This is a genomic window from Catellatospora tritici (genome assembly GCF_019083965.1).
Lineage (GTDB): Bacteria > Actinomycetota > Actinomycetes > Mycobacteriales > Micromonosporaceae > Catellatospora > Catellatospora tritici.
Map to the genome: position 1 here is coordinate 98,628 of NZ_JAHRCY010000012.1, position 24,513 is coordinate 123,140.

Below are 24,513 nucleotides of genomic sequence, written 5' to 3' on the forward strand. Positions count from 1 at the left end.
GCGGGTGACCCTCCCGTCAGGACTTGGCGGGCACCGGAAGCTGGGTCGGACCGTTCGGATCCGGCAGCACCGGCAGGCCGTCCCCGCCCGGCACGGGCCAGACCTCCACGCCGGGCGGAACCGGGCGGCCCGGCCCGCCCTGCGGCACCGGATACACCCGCCGCGGCCCTCGCTCGTCGCCGTCACGTCGGAAGTGGTCGCCCCGGTCGTGCCGCCGGAAGTCGCCCCGATCGTCGCCGTGGTGGGCCACCGCGACCACGGCCGCCCCGACGCACGCGGTGCAGACCGCTCCGGCCAGGAACGCCCCCGCCAGCGCCAGCACGACCCGACCCGACGGGCGCCGCGACGCCGCCGGACGGACGGGCTCGGCGGCGGGCGGCGGCGCGGGCGGTGCGGGCGCCGCGACCACGGTGGGGTCTTCGTCTGCTGCCTTGTCAGGCTCTGTCGTCATGCAGCACACGGTCGCGCGGCGAGCTAAAACGCGCCACCCTCTTGGATAAGAAAATGCGATGAGTTCGACGGCAGCAGCACGCGCAGCAGCGCCCCGCCCTCCGGCGCCCCCTCGGCGGTGACGGCGCCGCCGTGCTGCGCCACCGTCTGCGCCACGATCGCCAGGCCCAGCCCTGATCCCGGCATCGACCGTGCGGCCGGAGCCCGGTAGAACCGCTCGAACACCCGAGGTCGGTCCGCCTCGTCGATCCCCGGCCCGTCGTCGGCGACGGTCAGCTCGATCAGCTCCCCGTCCGCGCGCAGCCGCACCCGCACCCGGCCGCCGGGCGGGCTCCACTTCGCGGCGTTGTCCAGCAGGTTGAGCACCATCCGCTCCAGCGCGGCCGGACGGCCGACCAACCCGGCCGAGACCACGTCGACGTCGATCGGCACGCTCGCCCGCACGCGGCAGCGATCGACGGCGGCGGCGACCACGTCGGCCAGGTCGACCGACTCAGCCAGCTCGGCGCTGGTCTCCTCCCGCGCCAGGTCCACCAGCTCGTTGGTGAGCTGGGTCAGCTCCACCACCTGGGTCTGCAGGTCCTGCATGAGCCGGGCGCGGTCCTGCGGTGGCAGCACCCGGCCAGAGGACGGTTCCTGCTCGGCGCGGGCCAGCAGCTCGATGTTGGTACGCAGACTCGTCAGCGGCGTACGCAGCTCGTGTCCGGCGTCCTCGACCAGCGCCCGCTGCGCCGCCCGCGACTCGGTCAACGCGCCGAGCATCCGGTTGAACGCCCGCGACAGCCGCGCCACCTCGTCCTGCCCGTGTACCGGGATCGCGGTGAGCAGGTCGCCGGTCTCGGTGACCCGCTCCACGGCGCCGGTCAGCTGGTGGATCGGGGCCAGCCCGGCGCGGGCCACACTGCGTCCGAGCAGCGCCGCCAGCGCCACCCCGCCGAGGCAGCCGACCGCCAGCAGCGCCGCGAGCCGGGCCAGGGTGTGCTGCACGGGTTCGAGCGGCTGGGCCATCTGGACGGCGCCGCCACCGGACACCGGCACCGTCATCATCCGAAGCTGCGCGCCGTCGACGTGGATGATCTCGATACGGCGTCCGGCCCGGCCGGTCGCCACGGCGAGCGCGCCGTCGGTGACCGGCAGCGCCGGGGCGTACGGCCGCCCGTCAGGGCTGAGTACCTGCCAGCGGGGCCCGAGGTCGCTCTCGTCGAAGCCGTGTCGCTGCCTCGACGGCACCGGCACGGGGCCGGGCAGTTGGACGATCCAGCGCTCCGGCTCAGTGGCCACGGTCCGGGCGTCGCTGGCCAGTTGGGCGTCGAGCTGCCGGTACAGCTCCTCGCGGACCAGCACGAACGCCAGCGCGCTGACGCCGACGACCGCCACCGCGACCGCCCCGGCCGCGATGGTGCCCAGACGGGTCGTGAGGTTCACAGCGGCGTCTCCCGCAGCACGTAGCCGACCCCGCGTACGGTGTGCAGCAGCCGGGCCTGCCCGTCGGCCTCCAACTTGCGGCGCAGGTAGCCGAGGTAGACGTGCAGGCTGTTGGAGCCCTCGCCGAAGTCGTAGCCCCAGACCTGCTCGAACAGGGCGGTGCGGGTGAGCACCTGGCGCGGGTGGCGCAGGAACACCTCCAGGATGCTGAACTCCGTACGGGTGAGCCGCAGCGGCTGCCCGGCGAAGGTCACCTCGCGGGTGACCGGGTTCATCGCGATGCCCGCGAAGCGCAGCACCTCCTCGGCGACGCCCGCGGCGCTGAGCACCGCACGGCGCAGCAGGGCGCGCAGCCGGGCCAGCAGTTCCTGCAAGGCGAAGGGTTTGACCAGGTAGTCGTCGGCACCCGCGTCGAGTCCGGCCACCCGGTCGCCGACGCTGTCGCGGGCGGTGAGCATCAGCACGGGCACCACGATGCCGCGTTCGCGCAGCGTCTGGCACACCTGGACGCCGTCGACGCCGGGCATCATCACGTCCAGGACGACGGCGTCGGGTTCGGCGTCGGCGATCGCGGCCAGCGCCTCGATGCCGTCGGCGGCGGTGTCCACCGCGTAGCCCTCGAACCGCAGGCTGCGCGCGAGCGAGTCGCGGACCGCCGCGTCGTCGTCGACCACCAAGATCCGCACGCCGTCCTCCTCGGGCCAGCCACATCCTCGCCGCCGCGGATAAGAGGACGCGAAGCGAAACCTAAGAACTGCGGCGCCATGGTACGCAGCCCGGCCACCCGGCCCGCCACGACCTGCCCCGGTACGCCCGCCCCCGTACGCGTTGCATCGTTAAATCTATGTTTTTAAGATTATGGCTCGAATGTGTCGGCGACCGCCGACCGCCAGGCCGGGTGCGCCACACCCCAGCGCCCGGCGCGAAGGAGGCCCCCATGACCCGAACCCTCCGCCTGAGCATCGGCGGCCTGCTGGCCGCCTGCCTCACCGCCATGGCACCGCCCGCCGCCCATGCCGGTCCCGCCGACCTCGGCAGCACTGTGACGGCCAGGCTGCAGACCTACGCGAAAGCCGCCGACCAGCGCGGCCTCGCCCCGACCGCCCAGGTCAACGTGCTGCGCCAGAGCGCGTCCGGCTGGGCGTTCGGCTCGGCCGTGCTCACCGCGTCGCACACCGAGGACGCCCATCCGCTCGGCTGGCTGTTCCTCGCCCGCCGTGACGCCGGGACCTGGCAGGTCGCGTTCGAGGGCGAACCGGCGTTCGCGCGGCTCAGCCAGCAGACGCCGCTGGCCGACACCACGGAGAAGCGCCTGTTCGGCCAGTTGGGCGGCAACGCACCGGCCTTCGCGGGCGGCGACTACCGCACCGGCATGCGCCTGCCGTTCGCGGTGGGCCAGTCCTGGTACATGGCGGGCGGCCCGCACGGCTGGGCCGGGAGCGACACCCCGTACAGCTCGATCGACCTGTCCGGCGGTGACGGCCGGGTGCTCGCGGCACGGGCCGGCACCGCGTACACGATGTGCGGCAACGGCAAAGGCTGGATCCGCGTGATCCACGACCGCGGCTACGCGACCGACTACTACCACCTGTTCAACAACATCGCCGCCAACGGACTGGCGGTGTCCGAGGGCACTTTCCTGGGCAACACCGGCACCGACGTCTCCTGCGGCGGCTCGGCCAACGGCGCCCACGTCCACTTCGCCCTGCGCCAGAACTCCGCGTACGTCGCGGTCTCCGGGCACAACTACGGCAAGTGGGTGCTCAGCCAGGGCGGCTCGGCCTACGCCGGGTACGCGCTGCACGGCAGCACCCAGGTCAACGCAGGGGGTGCCCTCTACAACTACGGCGCCCTCGCCCTGAACCAGGGCATCGTCGACACGTTCGGCGGCGGCACCGTCAACCGCCGATCCGGGCCGGGCACCGGCTACGCCGTGGTCGGGTCGATCGCCGACGGCGCCACCTTCACCGTGGCGTGCTCGGCCAACGGCACCTCGCACACCGGCCGCTGGGGCACCACCGCACTGTGGAACAGGATGTCCGACGGCACCTGGATCAGCGACGCCTTCGCCTGGACCGGCATGTCCGGCCCGATCAACGGCTGGTGCTGACCGGCACCACCCGCGCCCCAGACCTTTCGGCTTCCCGAGGATCTGGGGCGTATCGGCGTCTGTGTCCGGTACGGGCGGGGTGTTACTCCTGCGCGGTAGGCGTGCCCATGTTCACCGGCCTCGATTTCCGATACGCGCGAATTGCTCGCTTTCAGGTTTTTGTCGGATAGGCTGGCGGCTCATGTGCCACCAGCCGACGCCGGAGGAGGCGATGTGACTCCGCTGCCAGTGGCGCTGACGCCACTAACACAACGGACGGCAGCCCTGCGACGAGCGGCGATCCCGACCACTTTCATCGCGACCGCGGTGGTCCTGACGATCGTCACGATCGACCAGGTGCCGTCGGCCCTGCACAAGACCCCGTTCTGGGTGATGACCGCGCTGGCACTGGCCGCGGCGGCGGTGACCTACCTGCCGCCGGGCAGATCGGTCCGCGGCATGGTGGTCAGCCCGTCGCTGTGCTTCACCTTCGCGATCCTGCTCTGCTGGGACCTCGGTCCCGCGATCGTGGTCCAGTCGCTCACGGTCGCGATCATCGCGGTACGCGCCCGCCAGAGCCTGCCCGAGGCGGTGCTCAGCGGCGCCCGCTTCACCGTCGCCCTCGGCGCGGCCTACGTCGTGCTGCTCATCGGCGAGCCCGACCCGTTCCACAACTCCTCGCTGGCCGACCTGGCCAACGACACCGCGGCCGTCACGATCGCGTCGCTCGCCTTCACCGCCGCCTACGGCTGGGCGGTGCTGGCCAGCGGATCGCAGTCTCCGGGCACCGGCAGTCTGCGGGAACGGCTCGCGGGGCTGAGGGATCCCGCCGTACACCTGACCGCGCTGACCATGCTCAGCCCGGTGCTCGCGGTGACGGGCCACGTCAGTCTCGGCTTCGTGCCGCTGGTGATCGTGCCGCTCTACGCCGTACAGCGGATGGCCCGGCTCTCCCAGGACCGCCAGCGCGCCGCGCACACCGACGCCCTGACCGGCCTGGGCAACCGGGCCAGTCTGCAGACCGCGTTCGCCCGGATCCGGGCCGACCGCCCGCGCCACCGCCGCGGCCCGTCGCTGCTGCTGATGGACCTGGACGGGTTCAAGTACGTCAACGACGCCCTGGGCCACGACACCGGCGATCAGATGCTCACCGCCGTCGCGCAACGGCTGACCGCCGCGCTGCCCGAGGGCGCGCTCGCGGCCAGGCTCGGCGGCGACGAGTTCGGCGTGCTGCTGCGCGAGGCCGACGCGGGCAACGCCCGCCGCACGGCCGAGCTGATCAGCGCGGCCGTGAACGGGCCGGTGCAGCTCGGCGGGCTGGAGGTCGAGGTCGCCGCGGCCGTCGGCGTCGCGGTCAGTCCGCAGCACGGCGTCGACTTCGCCGCCCTGATGCGCCACGCCGACATCGCCATGTACGACGCCAAGCGCGACCACGGGGGCGTCGCCCTGTACCAGCCCGGCACCGACCGCCACGCCCAGCGGCTGGAGGTGCTGGACCAGGTCCGGCACGCGATCGTGACCGAGGACCGCGCCGCCGTCGCGCTGCACTACCAGCCGCAGGCCGACCTGCGCACCGGCGAGATCGTCGGCGTCGAGGCGCTGCTGCGCTGGACCGGACCGGACGGGCGCCCGGTGCCACCGGACGCGCTGATCTCCATGATCGAGCACAGCCCGGTCATGCACCAGCTCACCGACCGGGTCATCGACGACGCCTTCGCCCAGACCGCCCGCTGGCGCGCGGCCGGGCTGCTGCTGCGTACCTCGGTCAATGTCAGCATCCGGGACCTGTTCCGCGACGACCTGGTCGCGAGCCTGCGCCGCAGCGCGGCCACGCACCGGCTTCCCGCCGGATCGGTGCAGCTCGAGATCACCGAGAGCGCGCTCATGGCCGATCCGACCCGGGCCATGCGCACCATCACGGCGCTGCGCGAGATCGGGGTGGGCCTGGCCCTGGACGACTTCGGCACCGGGTTCTCGTCACTGCAGCACCTGCGGCACATCCCGCTCGACGAAATCAAGATCGATAAGTCGTTCGTCGGCGGGATGACCACCAACCGGCACGACGACGCGATCGCGACCTCGGTCATCGCGCTCGCGCGCACCCTCGGACTGCGTACCGTCGCCGAGGGCATCGAGGACGAGCAGACCCGCGAACAGCTGCGCGCCGCAGGCTGTGGCGTGATGCAGGGCTGGCTGCTCTCCCCCGCCGTCCCGGCCGACGACATCCCGCGCCTGGTCACCGCCGCCGCGGCCCGACCGGCGCCAACGCCGACGCACGCGACCGCGCCGCTTCACCTCGGCACCCCGGTCAGCTGCGCCTCCTGACGCCCGGAGGGCGCGCGGAGCGGGAGACGCGTGGGCGCCGTGGGGAACGCCGATCAGGCGGCCGCGGCCCAACCCGGGTCGCGGCCACGAGGCGCCGGCGCAGGCGTCGCCGGAGGTGGACTGGGCCGGCTGGCCGCCGACCTGGGCTTCAGTGGCCAGGCCCACCTGGTCCGCGACTTCACCGCCACGGTCGGCATGGCACCGGCCGCCTACGCCGCCGCCTGCGCGGTGCCCGACTCGTCGCGTTCGGCGAAGTAGCGTGCCGCGACGGCGGTGTGCAGGCTGAACGCGAGCGGGGTGGCCGCGGTGACCAGCTCCCAACCGGCCGATTCGGCGTTGGCTGTCGACGGCGGCAGCTCGGCTGGCTCGCGCGGTGGCAGCAGGCCGAACACCAGCAGGGTGCCGTCGGGCGCGCTGAGGGTGTCGTAGAGCCTGACGTCGGCGGCGGCGGCGCGTACGCCGGTCTCCTCCCACAGCTCACGCACGACCGCTTCCTGCCACGCTTCACCGAGGTCGATGAACCCGCCGGGCAGCGCCACCCGGCCCGCGCCCGGCGGGATGGTGCGCCGCACGCCGAGCAGCCCGTCCCCCACGGGCAGCACGGCGACCGCGACCGGCACCGGGTTCAGGTAGCTGACCTGCTCGCACGTGGCGCACCGGCGCGGCCAGGGCAGGTCGGCGGTGAAGGCGTTCCCGCAGTAGGAGCAGTGAGAGTGGCGCACCGGCATGCGCCCACGCTAGCGGCAGCGGGCGAGGACGGCCCGGCACGCCGCGACGGCCTGCCGGGCCCAACCCCGATCAGGGCGTGTACGGCTCGTCGGTGTGCGACAGCTCCTTGAGGATGCCGCCGTCGGCGATGTACACGGCGGTCCGCTTCACGGCGACTCCGGCGGAGGCACCATCGGCGGGCCGGGTCAGGTACACCAGGGTGAGCTTGTGGTCGGCGATGGCGACGGACTCGATCGGGTCGCGGTCGTCGAGCATGAAGTGGACGGTGCACTGGGCCCGGTCGGCGGGCTTGGTGCACACCATCACCGCCCAGTAGCGGCCGGTGGTGTCTACCACGCTGCTCATGATGGTGCCGACGGTGACGTTGCCCAGTTCCCCGCCGAGGTCCCCGGTGGCGCAGGGCTGCTGCACGGCCAGGACCAGTCCGTCCTCGCCCGCGTGCTGACCTTCGAGCAGCGGCGCCCCGTCGTCGCCGAAGGCGTAGTAGGGGTCGATCAGGCCGCGTACCACGGCGTCGCGGACCTCGGCGCAGGTCGGCGCGGGCACTTTCGGCGCGGCCGGGCTCGCGGCGGGCGACTGGCTGACCACGGTGACCGCGGACGGCGCGGCGGCGGGCTGGTCGGTGTTCTTGCAGGCGGCCAGCGGGCTCAGCAGCAGAGCCGACGCGAGCAGCAGGCGGACGGTGCGCCGACGGGGGTGCGGCATGGGTGGTGCCCTTCAGTGCGATGGCGATGGGTCACCGCACCTTATGGCGATGATCGGCTGCGGTGATCGCGGAGTCGCCACCGCGACAGCGCCGCAGTCCGAACGGTAAGGAAGGGCACCTTCTTATCGCATTCCGACGAAGAAGGTGCCCTTCCAAACCGCCGGGTTCGGGACGAACCGCCGAGTCCGGCTTGGACGGCCGGGTGGGTTCCGTACCGGCCGCTTCGCCACCGGTGCGCGGGTTGATAGGTTCTTGCGGTCGTGACGCGCCCGGAGACTACCGGCACTGCCGTCAGCGAGGGACACCGGCGCGGGAGGCGACGTGAAGATGCGAACGCGTGACCGGTTGCGGTCGTGGTTCGACTCCACCATGGACCGCGGCACTCCCGCCCTGATCGGCTGGCTGGGCATCGCGTCGCTGACGCTGATCGTCGTGGTCACGCTCGTGGCCTGGCTGCTGACCGGCGATGACGTCGCGGCCAACAAGGGCTGGCTGGGCGTGCTGTGGATGAGCCTGCTGCGCACGCTCGACCCGGGCACGATGGGTGCCGACACCGGCAGCGCGCCGTTTCTGGCGCTGATGCTGGTGGTGACCATCGGCGGCATCTTCCTCGTCTCGTCGCTGATCGGCGTGCTGACGACCGGATTGGACAACCAGATCACCCAGCTGCGTCGGGGCCGGTCGCGGGTGATCGAGCGCGGCCATACCGTCATCCTCGGCTGGTCCGACCAGGTGTTCACGGTGATCGCCGAACTGGCGCGGGCCAACGCGGGCCGGACCAGGTCGGCGGTGGTGGTCCTCGCCGACCACGACAAGATCGACATGGAGGAGCAGATCCGGGTACGGGTCGGCGACACCGGACGCACCCGGGTCATCTGCCGTTCCGGCAGCCCACTCAAGCGCGCGGCGCTGGACCTGACCAGCCTGGACACGGCCCGGTCGGTGATCGTGATGACCCCGCCCGGCCGGGACCCCGACATCGACGTCATCAAGGTCCTGCTGCTGCTCAACAACCGCCCCTGGCCGACCGGCCGACCCCATGTCGTCGCCGCGGTCCAGGAGTCGGCCAACATCGCCGCCGCGCGCCTGGCCGGTGGTCCGCTCGCGCACATCATCGACGCCGACGACATCGCGGTACGCATGGTCGCCCAGTCCCATCGGCAGTCGGGACTGTCGGCGGTCTGCACCGACCTGCTCGACTTCGCCGGCAACGAGATCTACCTGCGCGCCGAGCCGCGCCTGGCGGGCCGGACCTACGGCGAGGCGCTGGACTACTTCGAGCTCGGCGCACCGATCGGGCTGTGCCGCGCCGACGGCGATGTCGTGCTCAACCCGCCGATGGACACCGCCGTCGAGGCGGGCGACCAGATCGTGCTGATCGCCGAGGACGACCTGCTGATCAAACCCGCCCTGGAGGCGGTGCCGGTCGCCACCGCGGCGATCGTCGCCGAGCCGGTCGGCCGGGCCCAGCCCGACCGTACGCTGCTGGTCGGCTGGAACGACCGCGCCGAGAAGATCATCAACCTGCTGGACCGCAACGCCATCCCCGACTCCATCGTGGACGTCGCCGCGCCGCAGCCGCCCGAGAACACGTTCGACCAGCTCAAACACCTGACCGTGGGCTACAAGCGGTGCGAGCCGGCCAGCCGCCGTTCGCTGGAGACGCTGGACCCCGGCAGCTACACCCGCATCGTCGTGCTGGCCGACGACTCGGCCGACCCCGACCGGGCCGACGACCGGACGCTGGTCACCCTGCTGCACCTGCGTGACATCGAGGACCGGCTGGGCGACCCGTACTCGATCGTCACCGAGATGAACGACGACTCCAACCGCGAGGTCGCCCAGGTCACCCGCGCCGACGACTTCATCGTCTCCGCCCGGCTGATCAGCCTGCTGATGACCCAGCTGGCGGAGAACCCGCACCTGCTGTCGGTCTTCGCCGACCTGTTCGACCCGGAGGGCTCGGAGATCCACCTCAAGCCCGCCGCCGACTACATCACCGCGGGCACGCCCGTCACGTACGCGACCGTGATCGAGGCCGCCCGGCGCCGCGGCGAGACCCCCATCGGCTACCGCATCGCCCGTGCCGACACCGAGTCCGGCGACCGGGTCGTGCTCAACCCCGCGAAGGCGGAGCTGGTCACCTTCACGGCCGAGGACAGCGTCATCGTCGTCGCCGAGGACTGACCACCCGATCGATCGTCCACAAACGATTCGACGATGCTGTCGCGTGGACACCCACCGTTACCATGAGCACTCATGTCGTTACATGATTGCGAGAGGGCCGGGCCAGGATGGACTCCACCGACGCGACGACGACCAGCCCCCTGCGCCGACTGACGGTCGTCGCCACCTCGGCCTGGCTCGTGTCCGCCGACGGCGTGACCGGCGGCGACCCGCCGTCACGGCTGCGCGAGCTGCTGCAGCGCCTGCTGCACGGCAGCCCGCACGGGCAGGCCTTCCTCTGCGCCGACCCCCGCGTCGGCACCGACGACCCCGCCCAGGTCCCCTACCTCACCGGCGACGAGGCCGACGCGCAGGTCGAGGTGCTGGTGGAGCGGCTGGGCCGGGTGCTCGCGGAGCTGCCGGGCAGCGAATCCGTCCAGGACACCCATACCGCCGTGGCCCAGCTGCGGCACCGGGTCTACCTGGACGCGACCCGGTTCGCCGCCCTCACCGGCCTCGACACCCACCCTGACATCCGCTATGTCACCTTCGACCTGCGGCTGTACCAGATCCGCACCGACCTGCGCTGGCACGCGAGCATCTCCATCGACAGCAGGCTCGCCCACCACCCCCAGCACCGCCCGCAGGAGCTGACCGAGGACGGCCCGCAGCTGGTCACCGGCTCGGCCGCCGAGTGTCGCCAGCGGTTCGCCCGCGCCGCGCGCAAGGCCGAGGACCTGCTGCGCGACTTCCTCGACCACGCCACGTTCCGGGTCCTCGACCGGACCTACCTGCAGGCCGACTTCTGGATCGGCGTACCGGCGGACACCGCCGCCGACCCGGCCGCCTACATCGAAGACCCCGTCTACACCGCCACGATCAACGAGCTGACCCGCAAGGTGCTCATGGTCGGCGACATGCGCGACGACGTCGTCACCACCTCGGTGCTCAACGGCGACTTCCTCACCCTGCGCCGCATCAGCCGCAAACCCGGCCCGAACGACCCCGAGTACGCCCCGCTGTACCTGATCGTCCCGGCCGCCTGCGGCGGCGCCGACGCCGACGTCGAGCACGGCGTGCACCGGCTGGTCCTCAAGCTCGCCGACCTGGAGGCGCGCGCCGGAGACCTGCTCGATGACGTCCAGCACGACCTCTATGTCTGGCGCAACCACCTCGACGTCTACCAGACCGTCGCCGGCCGGGGCGCCCGGCTGTGGGACTCCCTGGCCACGCACCTGCCGGTGCTCCAGTGGCGCAAGCTGGGCAAGGTGCACGGCTCCATGGACCTGATGCACCAGGTGCTGCTGCAGGGCATCGCCGACCTGTCCCACCTGGCCGGACGGACGCAGAGCTGCCGGGCCCAGATCAGCGCCACCGCCGCCGCGCTCGGCGACATCTACGACGACGCGATCACCGAACGGCACCTGACCGGCCAGACCGGCGGCGTGCGGGCCGCCCTCACCGAGACCGGCCTGATCAGCAAGCTGGTACGCGGCAGTGACGAGGTCGCCGCCCAGGCCATCGTCGTGCAGCGCAACTACCAGAGCCTGCTCGACGCGATCACCAAGGCCTTCGACGAGCGCCGGGTCCGCGAGGGCGACGCGCTGCAGCGCGCGAGCATGCTGTTCGGCATCAGCATCGCCCTGGTCGGTGTGGTCACCGTCGCCGACGCCACCGTCGACATGAAGCCGGTGTCCTGGCTGGCAGGCGACGGCGTGGCCAGGTGGTCGGCCGGGCTGAGCCTGTTCCTCGGCGCGCTGCTGCTCGCCTCCGCGCTGCTGATGCTCGGCTGGCTGCTGCGGGTGGGGCGGCTGGGCACCAGCCGGTTCCGCACCAGCTATGACGAGCTGTGGCACTTCATGCGCGACTCCTCCACCGAGAGCCTGGAAGAGTTCAGCACCAGCGACCGGGCGACGCCGCAGTCCTGGGCCGCGCGCGACCTGGACCTGTCCCAGCGCTTCGCGCGGCTCTGGGACAGGGCCACCGACATGCCCGTCGGCAACCCCACCAGCCGCGACATCCGCGACCTGTCCCGCCGCATCGAGCAGTGGTCCCTGCACGCGCTGCTGGCCACCGAGCGCGCCCGCCGCCTGTACGACTACCGGCTGCCCCTGCTCACCTGCCTCTACCGCTGCGCCGCCCGCCTGCCCGGATCGTTCTTCGAGCTCGGCTATCTCAGCCCGACACCGAACCAGGTCAACCTGGTCTCGGTCGAGGAGTTCGCCCGGACCATGCGGGAGAGTCTCGGCCTGCCCCGGCCGCGGGCCCGCCAGGTCGACGAACAGTGCGCCCAGGAGCCCCTGACCAGCGCTCAGCACGCGCTGGAGTTCGTGACGGAGGTCCTCGATCAGGCCCGTCGACAGCGCTGACCACGGTGGTGGCCTGGGCCTACTCTTGCGTAAGCCGTCGCCACCGGCGCCTGACCGGCGACAATTGCCGTGTCGCCGCGACGAGGAGGTCACCATGGACGTTGCGACGTTGACCGAGCTGCTGCGCGAGGCCGAGGAGCACCACGGCGCGTACGAGGCGGTCGCGCCGAAGCACCACTGGTCGGACTGGTACGCGCCGTACATCGTGGCGCGGTCCGAGGGCAGGACTTCGGACGAGGCGGTCACGGCCGCCGGGCACCACATGGACGAACTGCGCGGCTGAACCCGCCCGTCAGCCGCCGACGAGTCTGTCGTATCCGATGATCACCGCGCAGTCCGCGAGCAGCAGCGTCGCGGCCACCACCAGCCAGCCTCGGCGGCGGGTGCTGAGGTAAGCGACCATCGAGGTCAAGCCGCTCAGCGTGACGGCCGCGAACAGTGCGACACCGGCCAGCATGGCGGCCAGCAACGTCCCGGTCGACTCATGCTCCGGCGGAAGAGTCGGCCAGGTTGCCGGACTTCAGGCTCGAGATCCGGAAGGTGCCCGCCGCGTTACCCGTCTTGAGCAGGAACTTCTGCAGGTTCTGCTGCAGCGGGGTGCGCCATTCGGATCGCACCGCGCAGTGGGTGCCGTCCGCGACGTCGGACCAGTAGGTGATGTTGTCAGCAGCGCCCAGCGCCTTGTAGACCTCGGCCCCGGCCAGCGCCGACACACTGCCGGAGCGCGCCGCCAGCCAGTCGATGCGCGGGTTCTCCATGATGAACAGATCATGGCCACGGTCTCGTGCGTGTCCACCGGCAACCCCGCCGGACTTCCCGTGTACGACCCGAACGCGTCCCCCAGCCCAGGCTGCTCCGAGTAAGTGCTGCTGAGCGGCTGGGCGCCGGACTCTCCCGCGATGCCGCGGAAGACGGGCGCACCGCCGCTGCCCGACTCGATCGGATGGTCAGCGCGATGCGCTGGTCGAAGGCGCCGATCGCGAAGGCACCCTTGCCGTAGCGCGAGCAGCCCGTGACGCCCAGCGCGTCGGCCTTGAGGACGGTGCCGCCCGACTGCTCGATGACGTCGATGATGCGGCTGACGCCCCAGGCCCACGCGGCCAGCTACCCGGTGCTGCTCGTCGCGCCGTACACGGAGTAGAAGGCGCCCTGCTTGTTGTTGCGGGCGGTGCCCTCCTTGCCGACCGAGAGCGGGTCGTAGTTGATGACGGCGACCCCGGCCGCCTGGATGGTCGCCGTGTCGGCGCCGAGCCCGCCGACGACCACCACGGCCGGGAAGGGTCCGGTGCCGCTGGGCACGCTGACGCCGGCCGAGAAGCTGGCGCTGCGGCCGCTGTCGGACACGTTCACGGTGATGCCGGTCCGGGAGACCGTGCCGGTGACGCTGGCCGGTCTGGCGGGTTTGGTGCCGTAGACGTACCGCTCGGCCAGCTTCTTGATCTCCTCGCGCCGACAGCGCCAGTCGGATCACGTGGCGATCCGAGTGCCGTCGATCTTCTTGAAGAGATCGGGAAGTTTGGCGTTGGCCGTAGCGGAGCCGGGCAGGTTCACGGCGCAGTCGGCGCCGTCGTCCTCGACGCCGACAGCGAGTGGAGCGGCCGCCGCGGCTGATGTGGACCGGGCGACTGTCACCGCTCCCGCGAACGCGAGCGCCGACACCGTCGGTGCGACGACCGCCGATCGGATGCGGGAACGGTCCGAGTTGCTGGTCATTGAAGCCTCCTTCCGGGCAGTGGAAGCGGCATCTGCAATCGATGTACACGGATGCCATGGCATGCCCAAGGGTCGATTAGGACGCCCGGACACGTCAACGTGTTCCGGAAACTCTCGGTCCCAGCCACCGATACTTCTCACTGTCGCGGCGGGACGGACCGGGCGAGGCACGGCACCCATGTGAGCGGTAACAGGCGTTCGCTGATCGATTCGGTACAGCCCGTGTTTCGCAAACGAACAGCCGAATCAGGGCCGACCTCAAATCGAGGATATTTGATCATTGCGAAAAGATTTCGGGTCGGTTATGTTAACGCTCACACGCGGCCGCGCTCCTTGTCTGGGGGCCCGACCCGTGGTGCGCCGGCGACCCCCTCGAAGGGAGGAACTCACCCAGCCGTCGAGCCGCCGCACCCGTTGATCACTTCGCTCTCGCCGCCGCGAACCCGTACTGATGGACCAGCCTTGGCCTGCCCGCGCGCCTCCCTACGGCGTGCCGGTGCACCGTGCCCGGCGACGGTCCCCGGTCCCCACCGCAACGGAAGAGGTAGCAATGGCACTGCAGCTCAAACATCGACCCCTGCGCCTGGCCGCCCTGGCCGTGGCCACCACGGGCGCGCTCGTCGCGAGCGTCCTGACCGGCGCGGGCACCTCGCAGGCCGCGACGACGCAGCCGTGCGACATCTACGCCACCGGCGGCACGCCCTGCGTCGCCGCGCACAGCACCACCCGGGCGCTGTACGGCACCTACAACGGCTCGCTGTACCAGGTCCGGCGCGCGTCCGACAACGCCACGCAGAACATCGGCCTGCTCAGCGCGGGCGGCTACGCCAACGCCGCGGCGCAGGACTCGTTCTGCGCCAACACCAGCTGCCTGATCACCATCATCTACGACCAGTCCGGTCGCGGTAACCACCTCACCCAGGCGCCGCCCGGCGGGTTCAACGGCCCGGCCGCGGGCGGCTACGACAACCTCGCCGTCGCCAACGCGGCCCCGGTGACCGTCGGCGGCAACAAGGCGTACGGCGTGTTCGTGGCCCCCGGCACCGGCTACCGCAACAACAGCACCAACGGCATCGCCCGAGGTGACGCGGCCGAGGGAATGTACGCCATCTTCGACGGCACGCACTACAACAACGGCTGCTGCTTCGACTACGGCAACGCCGAGACCAACAGCCGCGACAACGGCAACGGCACGATGGAAGCCATCTACTTCGGCAACATCACCGCCTGGGGCCGGGGCAGCGGCAACGGCCCGTGGGTCATGGCCGACCTGGAGAACGGCCTGTTCTCCGGCGTCAACGCGGGCCAGAACACCAACGACCCGACGGTGACGCACCGGTTCCTGACCGCGATCGTCAAGGGCGAGCCGAACCACTGGTCGATCCGGGCGGGCAACGCACGCTCGGGCGGCCTGTCCACCTACTACAACGGCGTGCGGCCCAACGTGGCGGGCTACAACCCGATGAAGAAGGAGGGCGCGATCATCCTCGGCATCGGCGGCGACAACAGCAACAGCTCCGCCGGCACCTTCTACGAGGGCGTGATGACCTCGGGCTACCCGAGCGACGCCACTGAGAACTCGGTGCAGGCCAACATCGTCGCCGCCGGTTACGCCCCCGGCCTGTCCGGCAACAGCGCGCTGACGGCGGGCGCGACCGTCTCGCTGCGCGCCACCACTGCCTGCTGCACCACCCGGTACATCACCCACTCCGGCACCAGCGTCTCCACCGCGGTGGTCAGCTCCTCCAGTTCGGCCACGGACAAGGCCAACGCATCCTGGATCGTGCGCGCCGGTCTGGCCAACCCCTCCTGCGTGTCGTTCGAGTCCAAGAACACCGCGGGCAGCTTCCTACGGCACTCGAACTATCAGGTCTACGCACAGGCCAACGACGGCAGCGCGCTGTTCGCCAGCGACGCGACGTTCTGCACTCGGGTGAGCAAGAACGGCCAGGGCAACTCGCTCGCCTCGGTCAACTTCTCCACCCGCTACCTGCGCCACTACAACAACCTGGTCTACATCGCCAGCAACGGCGGCTCGAACGCGTTCGACGCCACCGGCCTGTGGGGTGACGACGTGAGCTGGGTCGTCACCGCACCCTGGACGCCGTAACCGGAAAGGCGGCCGCCCCGCTCAGGCGGGGCGGCTGTCACGGCTGAGGTGCGCACGCGCCCACACGCTCGCCGGTAGGGCACGACCCGCGCTTCGACACCTTCGGCTGCCGGCCGGTCGCGGCCGAACGCGGCCAGGTGCGGCGCTTGGCCCACGACGTCGTCCCGCTGGTGCGCGAACCGGCCGACGCCTAAAGCAACAGCTGGTCGATGGTGATCGGCAGGCCGCGCAGGCGGCGGCCGGTGGCGTGGAAGACCGCGTTGCCGATCGCCGCCGCCACCCCGACCAGCCCGATCTCGCCCACGCCCTTGGTCCCGGCCGGGCTGAACCGGTCCGGCCCGCCCACGAACAGGACCTCCACGTCGGGCACGTCGGCACAGGAGGCGATCAGATAGTCGCCGAATGTCCCGTTGGCGACCCGACCGGTGTCCGGATCGGTCACCGTCTCCTCGAACATCGCCATGCCGATGCCGCCGACCGTGCCGCCGATGATCTGGCTGCGGGCCAGCTTCGGATTGAGGATGCGCCCGGCGTCGGTGGCGCTGACGATCCGCCGCACCCGCAGCCGGCCGATCAGCGGATCGATCGCCACCTCGACGTACCGGGCTCCGAACCCGCCCGCCTGGTGCATCCCCGCCTGCTGCGGATCGGGCAGGCGGACCCGGCCCTCGGCCGACAGCTGGTTCAGCCCGCCCCGGGTGAGCAGGTCGCCGAACGAGATCCGGGCCGACGGGTCGGCGTCGCGGCACAGCGCGCCGTCGCGGCAGACGACCTCGTCCGGGGAGGCGCCGCGCAGCGGCGAGGCCGGGTCGAGCAGACCGAGCAGGCCGCCGCGCAGGTTCGCGACGGCGTCCATGACGGCGGCCGACAGCGACGAGGCCAGCCCAGACCCGCCGGACTGGGCCGAGTCGGGCAGGTCGCTGTCGCCGAGCCGGAAGTCGACCTGGCGTGGCTGAAGCCCCAGCAGGTCGGCGGCCAACTGCGTGATCACCGTGTACGTCCCGGTGCCGATGTCGGTCCCGGCGGCGCGCACCGCGGCGGTGCCGTCGGCGTACAGGGTGACCCGGGCGGTGGAGACGGGCAGGTACGCGCCGTAGAAGGCGGTGGCCATCCCCCAGCCCAGCAGCAGGTCCCCGTCCGACATGGACCCCGGTCGCGGGTCACGTCGCGACCAGCCGAACACCTCCGCGCCGACCCGGCAGCACTCGACCAGCGCGTTGCTGGACCAGGGCAGCCCTGAGCCCGGATGCACCAGCGCGGAGATGTTGCGCAGCCGCAGCTCCAGCGGGTCCAGGCCGAGTTCGTAGGCGAGTTCGTCCAGCGCGGTCTCGATCGCCCAGTTGCCCTCGGCCTCGCCGGGGCCGCGCATCGCGGCCGGGTAGCGGCGGTTCAGCCGGACGGTACGCTCGACGGTGGTGACGTTCGGGCAGGCGTACACCTGGCTGGTCGCGGCGGTGAGCAGCCCCAGCGCGGGCTTGTCCAGCGCGCCCATCGACCGGGCGCGGTGCTCGATCGCGGTGAGCGTGCCGTCGCGGCGCGCGGCCAGGCGCACCCGATGCTCGGTGTCGGGCCGGTGCCCGACCAGCTTGAACATCTGCGGTCGGGTCAGCATCAGCTTGACCGGGCGGTCCAGCACCCGGGCCGCACCCGCGCACAGGATCTTGTACGGCCAGGTGTTCAACCCCGCGCCGAAACCCCCGCCGAGGTACGGCACCAGCACCCGCACCCCCGACTCCGGCACCCCGAACATGGCGGCCAGGATCTTGCGAACCGCGACCGGCCACTGGGTCGAGTCGTGGAAGTCCAGGTGGTCGCCGTCCCACACGGCGACCGACCCCATCAGGCCGAGCGGATTGTTGACGTTCTCCGCGGTGGTGTAGGTGGCGCCCACCCTGGCGTCGGCGTTGGCCCAGCCCGCGTCCACGTCGCCGCGCCGCACGTCGGGCAGGTACGGCAGCGGCTCCTCAACCCCGTCGGACCAGTCCAGCCGCGCCGGCTCCTGGGCGTAGGTGATCTCGATGAGCCGCGCCGCCTCCACCGCCTCCTGCGGGGTGTCCGCGACGACCAGCGCCACCTCCTGGCCGTGGAAGCTGATCCGCGCGTCCTGCAGCGGCATCGCCGGAGCATCGCCGAACGCCACCACCGGTGGCTCGTTCAGCCTCGGGAAGTTCTCGTGCGTGAACACCGCCCGGACCCCGGGCAGGGTCAGCAACGCGCTGGTGTCGATCTTCGTGATGCTGCCCGCCGGCACGGTCGAGGTCACCACCATCGCGTGCAGCATCCCGGGCATGGTCACGTCGCTGGGGTACGGCGCGGTCCCGGTCACCTTGTGCGGACCGTCGACCCGGTCCAGGCCCTGCCCCACCCAGGTGTCCGGCGAGCCGGGCCGCGAATGCGTGGCGGTCATCGCGTCGCCGCCGAGGTCATGGCGATCAGTTGCCGGGTCAGGGTGCGCACCGCCAGATCGACCTTGAACGCGGTCCCGGGCAGCGTGTACGCGCCCGCCATCACCGCTCGGCCCGCCCGCTCGAACAGCGTCGGCTCGGGTTGGGTGCCGCGCAGCAGGTCCTCGGCCTGCCAGGCCCGCCACGGCACCGAGCCGACACCGCCGAGGGCGATCCGGCAGTCCCCGATCACCCCGCTGTCCATGCGCAGCGCCACCGCCGCGCTGGTCAGCGCGAACTCGTACGACGCCCGGTCCCGCACCTTCAGATACCCCGACGTCCAACCCTCGGGTAACAACGGGATCCGCACCTCGGTGATCAGCTCGCCGTGGCCGAGCACGTTCTCGATCGACGGCCCCTCGTCGGCCCGTACCCAGAACTCCGTCAGCGGGATCTGCCGCTCACCCTTCGCCCCCAGGACCGTCACCGCCGCACCGACGGCTACCAGCGGCACCGCGACGTCGGATGCGTGTAGGGCCACGCACCGCTCGTCGACGCCGAGGACCGCGTGCATGCGCGCGGTGTTGGCCACGGCCGCGCAGCCCGAGTCGGGGCAGCGCCGGTTGCAGGCGGCCACCGTCGGGTCGCGGAAGTAACGGCAGCGGGTGCGCTGCAGCAGGTTGCCGCCGATGGTGGCCATGTTGCGCAGCTGCGTCGACGCCCCGGCCAGCAGCGCCTCCCGGACGAACCGCAGCCGCCGCGCGACGACCGGTTCGGCCGCCAACTGCTCCATCGTCGTCAGCGCCCCCACCCGCAGCAGCTGGCCCTCGGTCATCATGCCGCGCAGCGGCAGGCGGGAGATGTCGACCAGCCGGTCCGGGGTCCACACCCCGTCCTTCATCAGGTCCAGCTGGGTGGTGCCCCCGGCCAGGAACGCCGCCTGCGGGTCGGCGGTCACCGTGGCGACGGCCTGCTCGACCCGGGTGGGCCGGTCGTAGACGAACGCCCGCATCAGGCACCGCCCTCGGCACGATCTGCGGCGGCGACCTCGCGTATCGCGGCGACGATGTTGTCGTACGCCCCGCAACGGCACAGGTTGCCCGCCATGAACTCGCGGATGTCGGCGTCGCTGCCCGTGCGACCCTCGCCGACCAGGCACGCGGCCGACATGAGCTGGCCGGGAGTGCAGAAGCCGCACTGGAACGCGTCGTGGCGTACGAACGCCTCCTGCAGCGGATGCAGGCCCGGACCGTCGGCCAACCCCTCGACCGTGGTGACCGAGCGGCCGTCGACCTGGGCGGCCAGCATCAGGCAGGCCAGCACGCGTGCGCCGTCGACGTGGACCGTGCACGCGCCGCAGGCGCCCTGGTCGCATCCGCGCTTGGTGCCGGTGAGCCCGGCGGTGTCACGCAGCGCCTCCAGCAGCGTGGTGCGGGTGTCGACCCGCCACTGGTGCGGAGCGCCGTTGACCACGGTCAGGATGTCGACGAAGTACTCATCCTGCACCGATGGGGTGCGTGTGGGCGTTCGGGTGGTTTTCATCGCGTCCTCCAGGCGCGACCACGGCGCCGTGGATGTGGTCGCCGCTGACCGGCGAACGTGGTGCGGACACCTCAGAATCCCACCGGGCGACGCTCGGCTGCGCCGGTTCCCGGCATTCCGCGCCCACTCGGGTGCGAGCTCGGGGCGGATGCGCGTGACCAAGGCGCCGCCACCAACGGTGGAAACCTGCCAGTCGGTCGCGGCGAGTCGAGCACGGGTGAGATGCGAAGCGAGGGGCACCGGCGACGAGCCGATGCCCCTGCGCTGTTCGGAACCGCCGATCAGTGGGCGGTCAGGTTGAGGGGCAGACCGGTGCCGGAGGCGTTGAAGCCGAAGCTCTCCTCCTGGCCAGGGGCGATGTCGCCGTTGTAGGAGAGGTTGGTGAAAGTGTGGTGCTGGCCGGTCGAGGTGCGTACCGAGCTCCATGAGTTGCTGACGCTGGTGCCGGTGGGCAGATCGAACTCGACCGTCCAGGTGACCGTCGCCTGGGCGCAGTTGTTCTTGACGAACACGTCCATGCCGTACCCGGTGCTCCACGACGAGGTCTGCACGGTCCGCACCGTCACGCATCCCGCCGGAGCACTCGGCGAAGCCGAGGGCGAGGCGGACGGTGACGACGAGGGCGAGGCGGACGGTGACGACGAGGGCGAGGCGGACGGTGACGACGAGGGCGAGGCCGACGGTGACGACGAGGGCGAGGCCGACGGTGACGGGGAGGCCGACCGCGAGGGCGAGGGCGACGGGGAGGCCGGGGAGCTGGCCGACGGCGACGGGCTGGGCACGCCGGTCAGGGACTTGAGGAACAGCGACGGGCCCGCATCGGTACGGGTCGCGTCCACGCCGTGCCCGCCGGTGTAGTCCAACTGCTCGCGCCCGGACCAGTCCGGGATCGCCGTGCCGCCGCTGTCGAGGTGCTTCCAGCCGGTGCCGTTCCAGCCGAACTGGTAGACGCGCTGATGGTCGGCGTAGTACGGGGTGTACGCGGCACCCGCGGTGGTCTGCTTGCTCATCGAGTTGTTGAAGAACACGTTGCGCGGCCCGCTGGAGCCGGACCACTTGACGGCCTTCTTGCCCGCCGCCCACCAGATCGGGAACCAGGTGGAGGCGTCCGGACCGCCGCCGCCCTCCTCGCCGCAGTTGGCGGTGCAGCTGGCCGAACGGTGCTCGTACGGCACCGTCACCGTGTTCAGTTCGATGAGGTTGTTGCGCTCCCAGCCGCCGTGCAGGTTGATGTCGGAGTCGAAGTCGTTGCCGATCACGACGTTGCCCGACGCCGACCACTGGAAGGTGAAGTGGCGCAGGTTGCGCGAGGTGTTCCCCGCGTAGAGGGAGTCCCAGACGCGCGAGCCGCGGAAGTAGCCGTTGCCGCCCTTGCCCTTGTTCCACGCGCCGTCGAAGCTGTTGCCGACGATCTGCAGGTGGTACGCCTCCTCGGAGACGATCGGGTGTGAGCCGGTCATGCTGGTGCTGATGCCGCGCACCCAGGAGTTGGCGGCCCATTTGAAGACGATGCCGTGCATCTCCTCGGCCGGGGCCATGTTGCCGTAGTTGTGCACGGCGTCGGCCGGGTTGAGGCCGGGCATGTCCTGGGTGAGGGAGAAGTTCTCGAAGCCGACGCCGAGCACCGGGTCGACCAGCGGGGCGGCCTTGGAGTCGTAGACGGTGCCGCCGATGGCGGCCGAGCCGTCGGACGTGGAGTTGACGGGGACGTCGTACTCCAGCGGCTTGTCCAGGGTGATGGTGCGGTTGGTGGTGTCGACCGCCGTGATGGTGAAGATCTGCTGGCGCATGTGGATGTTCTGCAGGGTGCCGTCGGCGGGCGTGATGTCCTGCTGGGCGTAGAAGTTCACCGAGTTCGCGGCGCGAATGTTGACCAGGCCGCCGACCGTGAACGCGCTGAGTGAACCGCTGGTGGCCAGGTGGACGACGGTGTCGCCGGTGCGGGCGGCGAAGGCGGTGTCACCGGTCTTGCCGCGCAGTTTCAGCCCGGCCTTCCAGTGCACGTTGACGGTGCCCTCGAACAGGTCCTTGCGGTTGGCGGGCGCCGCGGCGTACTCGCTGGCGTAGCTGGTGTGCACGGCGCGCGACTGCACCCGGAACAGGCCGCGGCCGGGCCAGATCCAGCCGCCCGTGCCCGACCCGGAGGTCATGCCGTCCTCGTCCCAGTCGGAGCCGTCGGCGGTGAGCGCGTCGTAGCGGGTGTTGGCATCGGGACGGAAGACGAACCGGGTGCCGCCGGTGCCGCTGCCCGCACCGCGGATGATCAGGTAGTCGGCGTCGACGCCGAGCTGCCGGGACACGTTGAGGGTGCCCGCGGGCAGGGTGATCAGCGACAGCTTGGTGTAGCTCGCGGTGGGCGAGCAGCCGGTGCGGATCGCGTCGATGGCGGCCTGGAGACCGGCCGAGTCGTCGACGTTGTCGTCGGGCGTGACGGCGTACTGGGCGGCCAGCTCGGCGGGGGTGAGCTGGCAGGCGGCGTCGGGGTTCGTCTCGGCGGCGCCGGGCAGGTTGGCGCCGCCACGGTAACCGGCCTTGGACCAGTCGTAGAGGCCCACGATCGGGGCGCGGCGGTTGGCGGCGGACAGGTCGAGGGTGGTGAGGGCGGCGGCCGGGCTGAGCTGCGGGCGGGCGGGTGCCAGGGCCAGGGTGGTCGCGGCGAGCGCGGCGACCGTGAGACCGGCCAGCAGGGGTACGGGGGCGGAACGTCGAGACATCACTGCTCCGAGGGGACGGGTGTCTGCTGTGGATTCCTGTGATCGCCCATTCTGCTGACACGTATCCAACAGGTCAATAGCATGTTACAAACTGGCATGGCGTCCATGTATGTGGACGCCATGCCAGAGTGATCAATCGGGAGCGACGGCTCAGGGCAGCAGCTCCGGCGGCAGACCCTGCAGGGCCACCGGCCGCCGGAACCGCTCGACCGCCTCCGTACCCACCGACGTCGACCAGGACGCCGACGTGGCGGGCCACGGACCGCCATGCTGCATCGCGTCGCACACCGCGACGCCGGTCGGCACACCGTTCCAGACGATCCGACCGGCCCGTGCCAGCAGCTCAGGCAGCAGCGCGCGAGCCTCGTCGCGGTCATCATCGGCGGCGAAGACCGACGCGGTCAGCGATCCCGCCAACCGGCCCAGGATGTCCGCCGCCACGCCGACGCCGATCACCACCGACGGTCCGAAGTGCTCCTCCAGCAGCTCCCCCGCCAGTTCCGCCGCGTCGACGACCACCGCGAACGGCGCCGGATCACCGTCGCCCGCAACCACCCGGTGCCGCGTCGAGGAGTCGGCCCGCCAGCGCCGGTGCGCTTCGGCCATCGGCTCGGTCAGCATCCGGTGCACGGACGTCGACGCCACGGCCGCGGCGAGCTCATCCGCGAACGCGGCCGACTCGGTCAACACCAGGCCCGGCTTGGTGCACAGCTGCCCGGCCGAACCGGTCACCGCCGCCGCGAGCGCCCCGACCGTCGCCGCACCGGTCGCGCCGGGCAGCACCAGCACCGGGTTGAGCGAGCCCATCTCCGCGTACACCGGGATCGGGTCGGGCCGGGCCGCCGCCACGTCCATCAGCGCCCGGCCGCCCTGCAGCGACCCGGTGAACCCGACCGCCTTCACCCCGGGCGCCCGCACCAACTCCAACGACACCTCCGGACCGCCCGCGACCAGCGAGAACGTCCCCTCGGGCAGGGTACGGGCCAGCAGCGCCCCCAGCAGCTCGCCGGTACGCGGCTGCGCCGGATGCGCCTTGACCACCACCGGGCAGCCCGCCGCCAGCGCTGACGCGGTGTCGCCGCCGCTGACTCCGAACGCCAGCGGGAAGTTCGACGCGGCGAACACCGCGACCGGCCCGACCGGCACCGGCACGGTGACCACGTCCGCGCCTCCCGCCGCGACCCCGGCCGAAACCCGTCGCCACGGCTTGGCCGCGTGGTCGCCGAGCAACCGGAACTGGTTGGCGGTCCGGTCGAGTTCACCGCGCAGCCGCGCCTCGGTCAGCCCCGTCTCGGCCATCGCGGTGGCGACGACCTCGTCCCCGGCCGCGAGCACCGCGTCGGCGCACGCGTACAGCATGTCCCGCCGGGCATCGCCGCTCATCGCCGCCATCGACGGCGCGGCCCCGACGGCCCGCGCCACCGCATCCATGACATCCATCGGAATCTCCTATCGCGATCCCGACCCCGCGCGTCCCAGCGTGCAGTTTCGAGGAAAGTGCAGGAATGGGACCGCATGTTGCCGCACTTTCCCTGAAACTGCACCGTCCGCGAGCGCATCGACTGGCAGCGGAGGTCGGTGGTTGATGTGGTCGTCGTCCCGCGCACCGGGGCACGGCGCAGCATCGCGCTGGCGCACGCCCGCCGGACCATGCGCTGGCGCACGCCCGCCGGACGCCGTGCAGTTTCGGGGAAAGTGCACGAATCCGAGCCTGAACTCACGCACTTTCCCCGAAACTGCAGCTCCGTAGCGGAGCACGGCCCGCCCGCAGCCGCAGGCGGCGGGGCGTTG

At 71.6% G+C, this 24,513-nt stretch carries 21 protein-coding genes and 1 pseudogene; 8 read left to right on the forward strand and 14 right to left on the reverse strand.

Features of this window, described 5'->3' with window-relative positions; all coding sequences use genetic code 11:
- Positions 1 to 16: 16 nt before the first annotated feature.
- Genes KUA19_RS25895 through KUA19_RS25905 form a run of 3 tightly spaced genes read right to left on the reverse strand, consistent with a single transcriptional unit; the run spans position 17 to position 2,561 of the window.
- Positions 17 to 451: a hypothetical protein gene (locus KUA19_RS25895; protein ID WP_217399924.1), complete on the reverse strand. Its 435-nt coding sequence runs from the start codon at positions 449 to 451 to the stop codon at positions 17 to 19.
- Between the two features lie 23 nt (positions 452 to 474).
- On the reverse strand, positions 475 to 1,875 hold the full coding sequence (locus KUA19_RS25900) for a sensor histidine kinase (protein ID WP_217399926.1): 1,401 nt from the start codon (positions 1,873 to 1,875) through the stop codon (positions 475 to 477).
- Positions 1,872 to 2,561 carry a response regulator transcription factor gene (locus KUA19_RS25905; RefSeq protein WP_217399928.1) on the reverse strand — a complete coding sequence of 230 codons (690 nt, stop codon included), beginning with the start codon at positions 2,559 to 2,561 and terminating at the stop codon, positions 1,872 to 1,874. The genes KUA19_RS25900 and KUA19_RS25905 overlap by 4 nt, the downstream gene beginning before the upstream one ends.
- A gap of 251 nt (positions 2,562 to 2,812) precedes the next feature.
- Here KUA19_RS25905 and KUA19_RS25910 point away from each other — a divergent pair, with 251 nt between their 5' ends.
- From KUA19_RS25910 to KUA19_RS25920, 3 genes are all read left to right on the forward strand, one after another.
- On the forward strand, positions 2,813 to 3,985 hold the full coding sequence (locus KUA19_RS25910; RefSeq protein WP_217399930.1) for a peptidoglycan DD-metalloendopeptidase family protein: 1,173 nt from the start codon (positions 2,813 to 2,815) through the stop codon (positions 3,983 to 3,985).
- A gap of 306 nt (positions 3,986 to 4,291) precedes the next feature.
- On the forward strand, positions 4,292 to 6,289 hold the full coding sequence (locus KUA19_RS25915; RefSeq protein ID WP_217399931.1) for a putative bifunctional diguanylate cyclase/phosphodiesterase: 1,998 nt from the start codon (positions 4,292 to 4,294) through the stop codon (positions 6,287 to 6,289).
- Between the two features lie 30 nt (positions 6,290 to 6,319).
- Positions 6,320 to 6,547, forward strand: coding sequence for a hypothetical protein (locus KUA19_RS25920; protein WP_217399932.1), 228 nt, complete (start codon positions 6,320 to 6,322; stop codon positions 6,545 to 6,547).
- Here KUA19_RS25920 and KUA19_RS25925 read toward each other — a convergent pair.
- The gene (locus KUA19_RS25925) at positions 6,499 to 7,017 is read right to left on the reverse strand and encodes an NUDIX domain-containing protein (RefSeq protein ID WP_217399933.1); all 519 of its coding nucleotides are present in this window, start codon (positions 7,015 to 7,017) and stop codon (positions 6,499 to 6,501) included. The two genes, KUA19_RS25920 and KUA19_RS25925, sit on opposite strands and share 49 nt — an antisense overlap.
- 70 nt (positions 7,018 to 7,087) lie before the next feature.
- Positions 7,088 to 7,723 (reverse strand): hypothetical protein, encoded by a 636-nt coding sequence (locus KUA19_RS25930; RefSeq protein WP_217399934.1) that lies wholly within the window; start codon positions 7,721 to 7,723, stop codon positions 7,088 to 7,090.
- A gap of 328 nt (positions 7,724 to 8,051) precedes the next feature.
- On the opposite strand from KUA19_RS25930, the gene KUA19_RS25935 reads away from it, so the two are divergent.
- The 3 genes from KUA19_RS25935 to KUA19_RS25945 all read left to right on the forward strand — a co-directional run bounded on the left by KUA19_RS25935 (position 8,052) and on the right by KUA19_RS25945 (position 12,542).
- Complete coding sequence (locus tag KUA19_RS25935; protein WP_254550158.1) at positions 8,052 to 9,911, forward strand: CASTOR/POLLUX-related putative ion channel; 1,860 nt, start codon at positions 8,052 to 8,054, stop codon at positions 9,909 to 9,911.
- A 107-nt stretch (positions 9,912 to 10,018) separates the two neighbouring features.
- Entirely contained in the window at positions 10,019 to 12,259 is a 2,241-nt protein-coding gene (locus tag KUA19_RS25940) for a hypothetical protein (protein ID WP_217399936.1), read from the forward strand.
- Between the two features lie 94 nt (positions 12,260 to 12,353).
- Positions 12,354 to 12,542, forward strand: a complete 189-nt coding sequence (locus KUA19_RS25945; protein ID WP_217399938.1) for a bleomycin resistance protein — start codon at positions 12,354 to 12,356, stop codon at positions 12,540 to 12,542.
- Positions 12,543 to 12,551: 9 nt separating this feature from the next.
- Here KUA19_RS25945 and KUA19_RS25950 read toward each other — a convergent pair whose 3' ends face one another.
- From KUA19_RS25950 to KUA19_RS45030, 3 genes and pseudogenes are all read right to left on the reverse strand, one after another.
- Positions 12,552 to 12,716: a hypothetical protein gene (locus KUA19_RS25950; RefSeq protein WP_217399940.1), complete on the reverse strand. Its 165-nt coding sequence runs from the start codon at positions 12,714 to 12,716 to the stop codon at positions 12,552 to 12,554.
- 25 nt (positions 12,717 to 12,741) lie between these two features.
- Entirely contained in the window at positions 12,742 to 13,017 is a 276-nt protein-coding gene (locus KUA19_RS25955; RefSeq protein ID WP_217399942.1) for a hypothetical protein, read from the reverse strand.
- Between the two features lie 10 nt (positions 13,018 to 13,027).
- Positions 13,028 to 13,603: pseudogene (locus tag KUA19_RS45030) on the reverse strand (glucuronyl esterase domain-containing protein).
- Here KUA19_RS45030 and KUA19_RS44060 point away from each other — a divergent pair.
- Positions 13,545 to 13,673: a hypothetical protein gene (locus tag KUA19_RS44060; RefSeq protein WP_302563221.1), complete on the forward strand. Its 129-nt coding sequence runs from the start codon at positions 13,545 to 13,547 to the stop codon at positions 13,671 to 13,673. The pseudogene KUA19_RS45030 and the gene KUA19_RS44060 overlap by 59 nt on opposite strands.
- Positions 13,674 to 13,726: 53 nt before the next feature.
- Here KUA19_RS44060 and KUA19_RS25965 read toward each other — a convergent pair whose 3' ends face one another.
- On the reverse strand, positions 13,727 to 13,972 hold the full coding sequence (locus KUA19_RS25965; RefSeq protein WP_217399947.1) for a hypothetical protein: 246 nt from the start codon (positions 13,970 to 13,972) through the stop codon (positions 13,727 to 13,729).
- Between the two features lie 550 nt (positions 13,973 to 14,522).
- Between KUA19_RS25965 and KUA19_RS25970 the strand changes: the two genes are divergently transcribed.
- The gene (locus KUA19_RS25970; RefSeq protein ID WP_217399950.1) at positions 14,523 to 16,082 is read left to right on the forward strand and encodes an alpha-L-arabinofuranosidase B; all 1,560 of its coding nucleotides are present in this window, start codon (positions 14,523 to 14,525) and stop codon (positions 16,080 to 16,082) included.
- 190 nt (positions 16,083 to 16,272) lie between these two features.
- Here KUA19_RS25970 and KUA19_RS25975 read toward each other — a convergent pair whose 3' ends face one another.
- The 5 genes from KUA19_RS25975 to KUA19_RS25995 form a co-directional block, all read right to left on the reverse strand.
- Positions 16,273 to 18,489 (reverse strand): xanthine dehydrogenase family protein molybdopterin-binding subunit, encoded by a 2,217-nt coding sequence (locus KUA19_RS25975; RefSeq protein ID WP_217399952.1) that lies wholly within the window; start codon positions 18,487 to 18,489, stop codon positions 16,273 to 16,275.
- Positions 18,486 to 19,478: an FAD binding domain-containing protein gene (locus KUA19_RS25980; protein WP_217399954.1), complete on the reverse strand. Its 993-nt coding sequence runs from the start codon at positions 19,476 to 19,478 to the stop codon at positions 18,486 to 18,488. The genes KUA19_RS25975 and KUA19_RS25980 overlap by 4 nt, the downstream gene beginning before the upstream one ends.
- Complete coding sequence (locus KUA19_RS25985) at positions 19,478 to 20,008, reverse strand: (2Fe-2S)-binding protein (protein WP_217399955.1); 531 nt, start codon at positions 20,006 to 20,008, stop codon at positions 19,478 to 19,480. Before KUA19_RS25985 ends, KUA19_RS25980 begins: the two co-directional genes overlap by 1 nt.
- A 281-nt stretch (positions 20,009 to 20,289) precedes the next feature.
- Positions 20,290 to 22,722 (reverse strand): cellulose binding domain-containing protein, encoded by a 2,433-nt coding sequence (locus KUA19_RS43115; RefSeq protein WP_254550125.1) that lies wholly within the window; start codon positions 22,720 to 22,722, stop codon positions 20,290 to 20,292.
- Positions 22,723 to 22,872: 150 nt separating this feature from the next.
- Positions 22,873 to 24,162, reverse strand: coding sequence for an aldehyde dehydrogenase family protein (locus KUA19_RS25995; RefSeq protein WP_254550126.1), 1,290 nt, complete (start codon positions 24,160 to 24,162; stop codon positions 22,873 to 22,875).
- Positions 24,163 to 24,513 lie beyond the last annotated feature (351 nt).

Coding starts and splice junctions, on each gene's coding strand:
- KUA19_RS25995 (WP_254550126.1), bottom strand. CDS start 24,162: ATGGATGTCATGGATGCGGTGGCGCGGGCCGTCGGGGCCGCGCCGTCG.
- KUA19_RS25970 (WP_217399950.1), top strand. CDS start 14,523: ATGGCACTGCAGCTCAAACATCGACCCCTGCGCCTGGCCGCCCTGGCC.
- KUA19_RS25935 (WP_254550158.1), top strand. CDS start 8,052: ATGCGAACGCGTGACCGGTTGCGGTCGTGGTTCGACTCCACCATGGAC.
- KUA19_RS25965 (WP_217399947.1), bottom strand. CDS start 13,972: ATGACCAGCAACTCGGACCGTTCCCGCATCCGATCGGCGGTCGTCGCA.
- KUA19_RS25895 (WP_217399924.1), bottom strand. CDS start 451: ATGACGACAGAGCCTGACAAGGCAGCAGACGAAGACCCCACCGTGGTC.
- KUA19_RS25925 (WP_217399933.1), bottom strand. CDS start 7,017: ATGCCGGTGCGCCACTCTCACTGCTCCTACTGCGGGAACGCCTTCACC.
- KUA19_RS25945 (WP_217399938.1), top strand. CDS start 12,354: ATGGACGTTGCGACGTTGACCGAGCTGCTGCGCGAGGCCGAGGAGCAC.
- KUA19_RS25985 (WP_217399955.1), bottom strand. CDS start 20,008: ATGAAAACCACCCGAACGCCCACACGCACCCCATCGGTGCAGGATGAG.
- KUA19_RS25940 (WP_217399936.1), top strand. CDS start 10,019: ATGGACTCCACCGACGCGACGACGACCAGCCCCCTGCGCCGACTGACG.
- KUA19_RS25955 (WP_217399942.1), bottom strand. CDS start 13,017: ATGGAGAACCCGCGCATCGACTGGCTGGCGGCGCGCTCCGGCAGTGTG.
- KUA19_RS43115 (WP_254550125.1), bottom strand. CDS start 22,722: ATGTCTCGACGTTCCGCCCCCGTACCCCTGCTGGCCGGTCTCACGGTC.
- KUA19_RS25930 (WP_217399934.1), bottom strand. CDS start 7,723: ATGCCGCACCCCCGTCGGCGCACCGTCCGCCTGCTGCTCGCGTCGGCT.
- KUA19_RS25980 (WP_217399954.1), bottom strand. CDS start 19,478: ATGCGGGCGTTCGTCTACGACCGGCCCACCCGGGTCGAGCAGGCCGTC.
- KUA19_RS25910 (WP_217399930.1), top strand. CDS start 2,813: ATGACCCGAACCCTCCGCCTGAGCATCGGCGGCCTGCTGGCCGCCTGC.
- KUA19_RS25975 (WP_217399952.1), bottom strand. CDS start 18,489: ATGACCGCCACGCATTCGCGGCCCGGCTCGCCGGACACCTGGGTGGGG.
- KUA19_RS25950 (WP_217399940.1), bottom strand. CDS start 12,716: ATGCTGGCCGGTGTCGCACTGTTCGCGGCCGTCACGCTGAGCGGCTTG.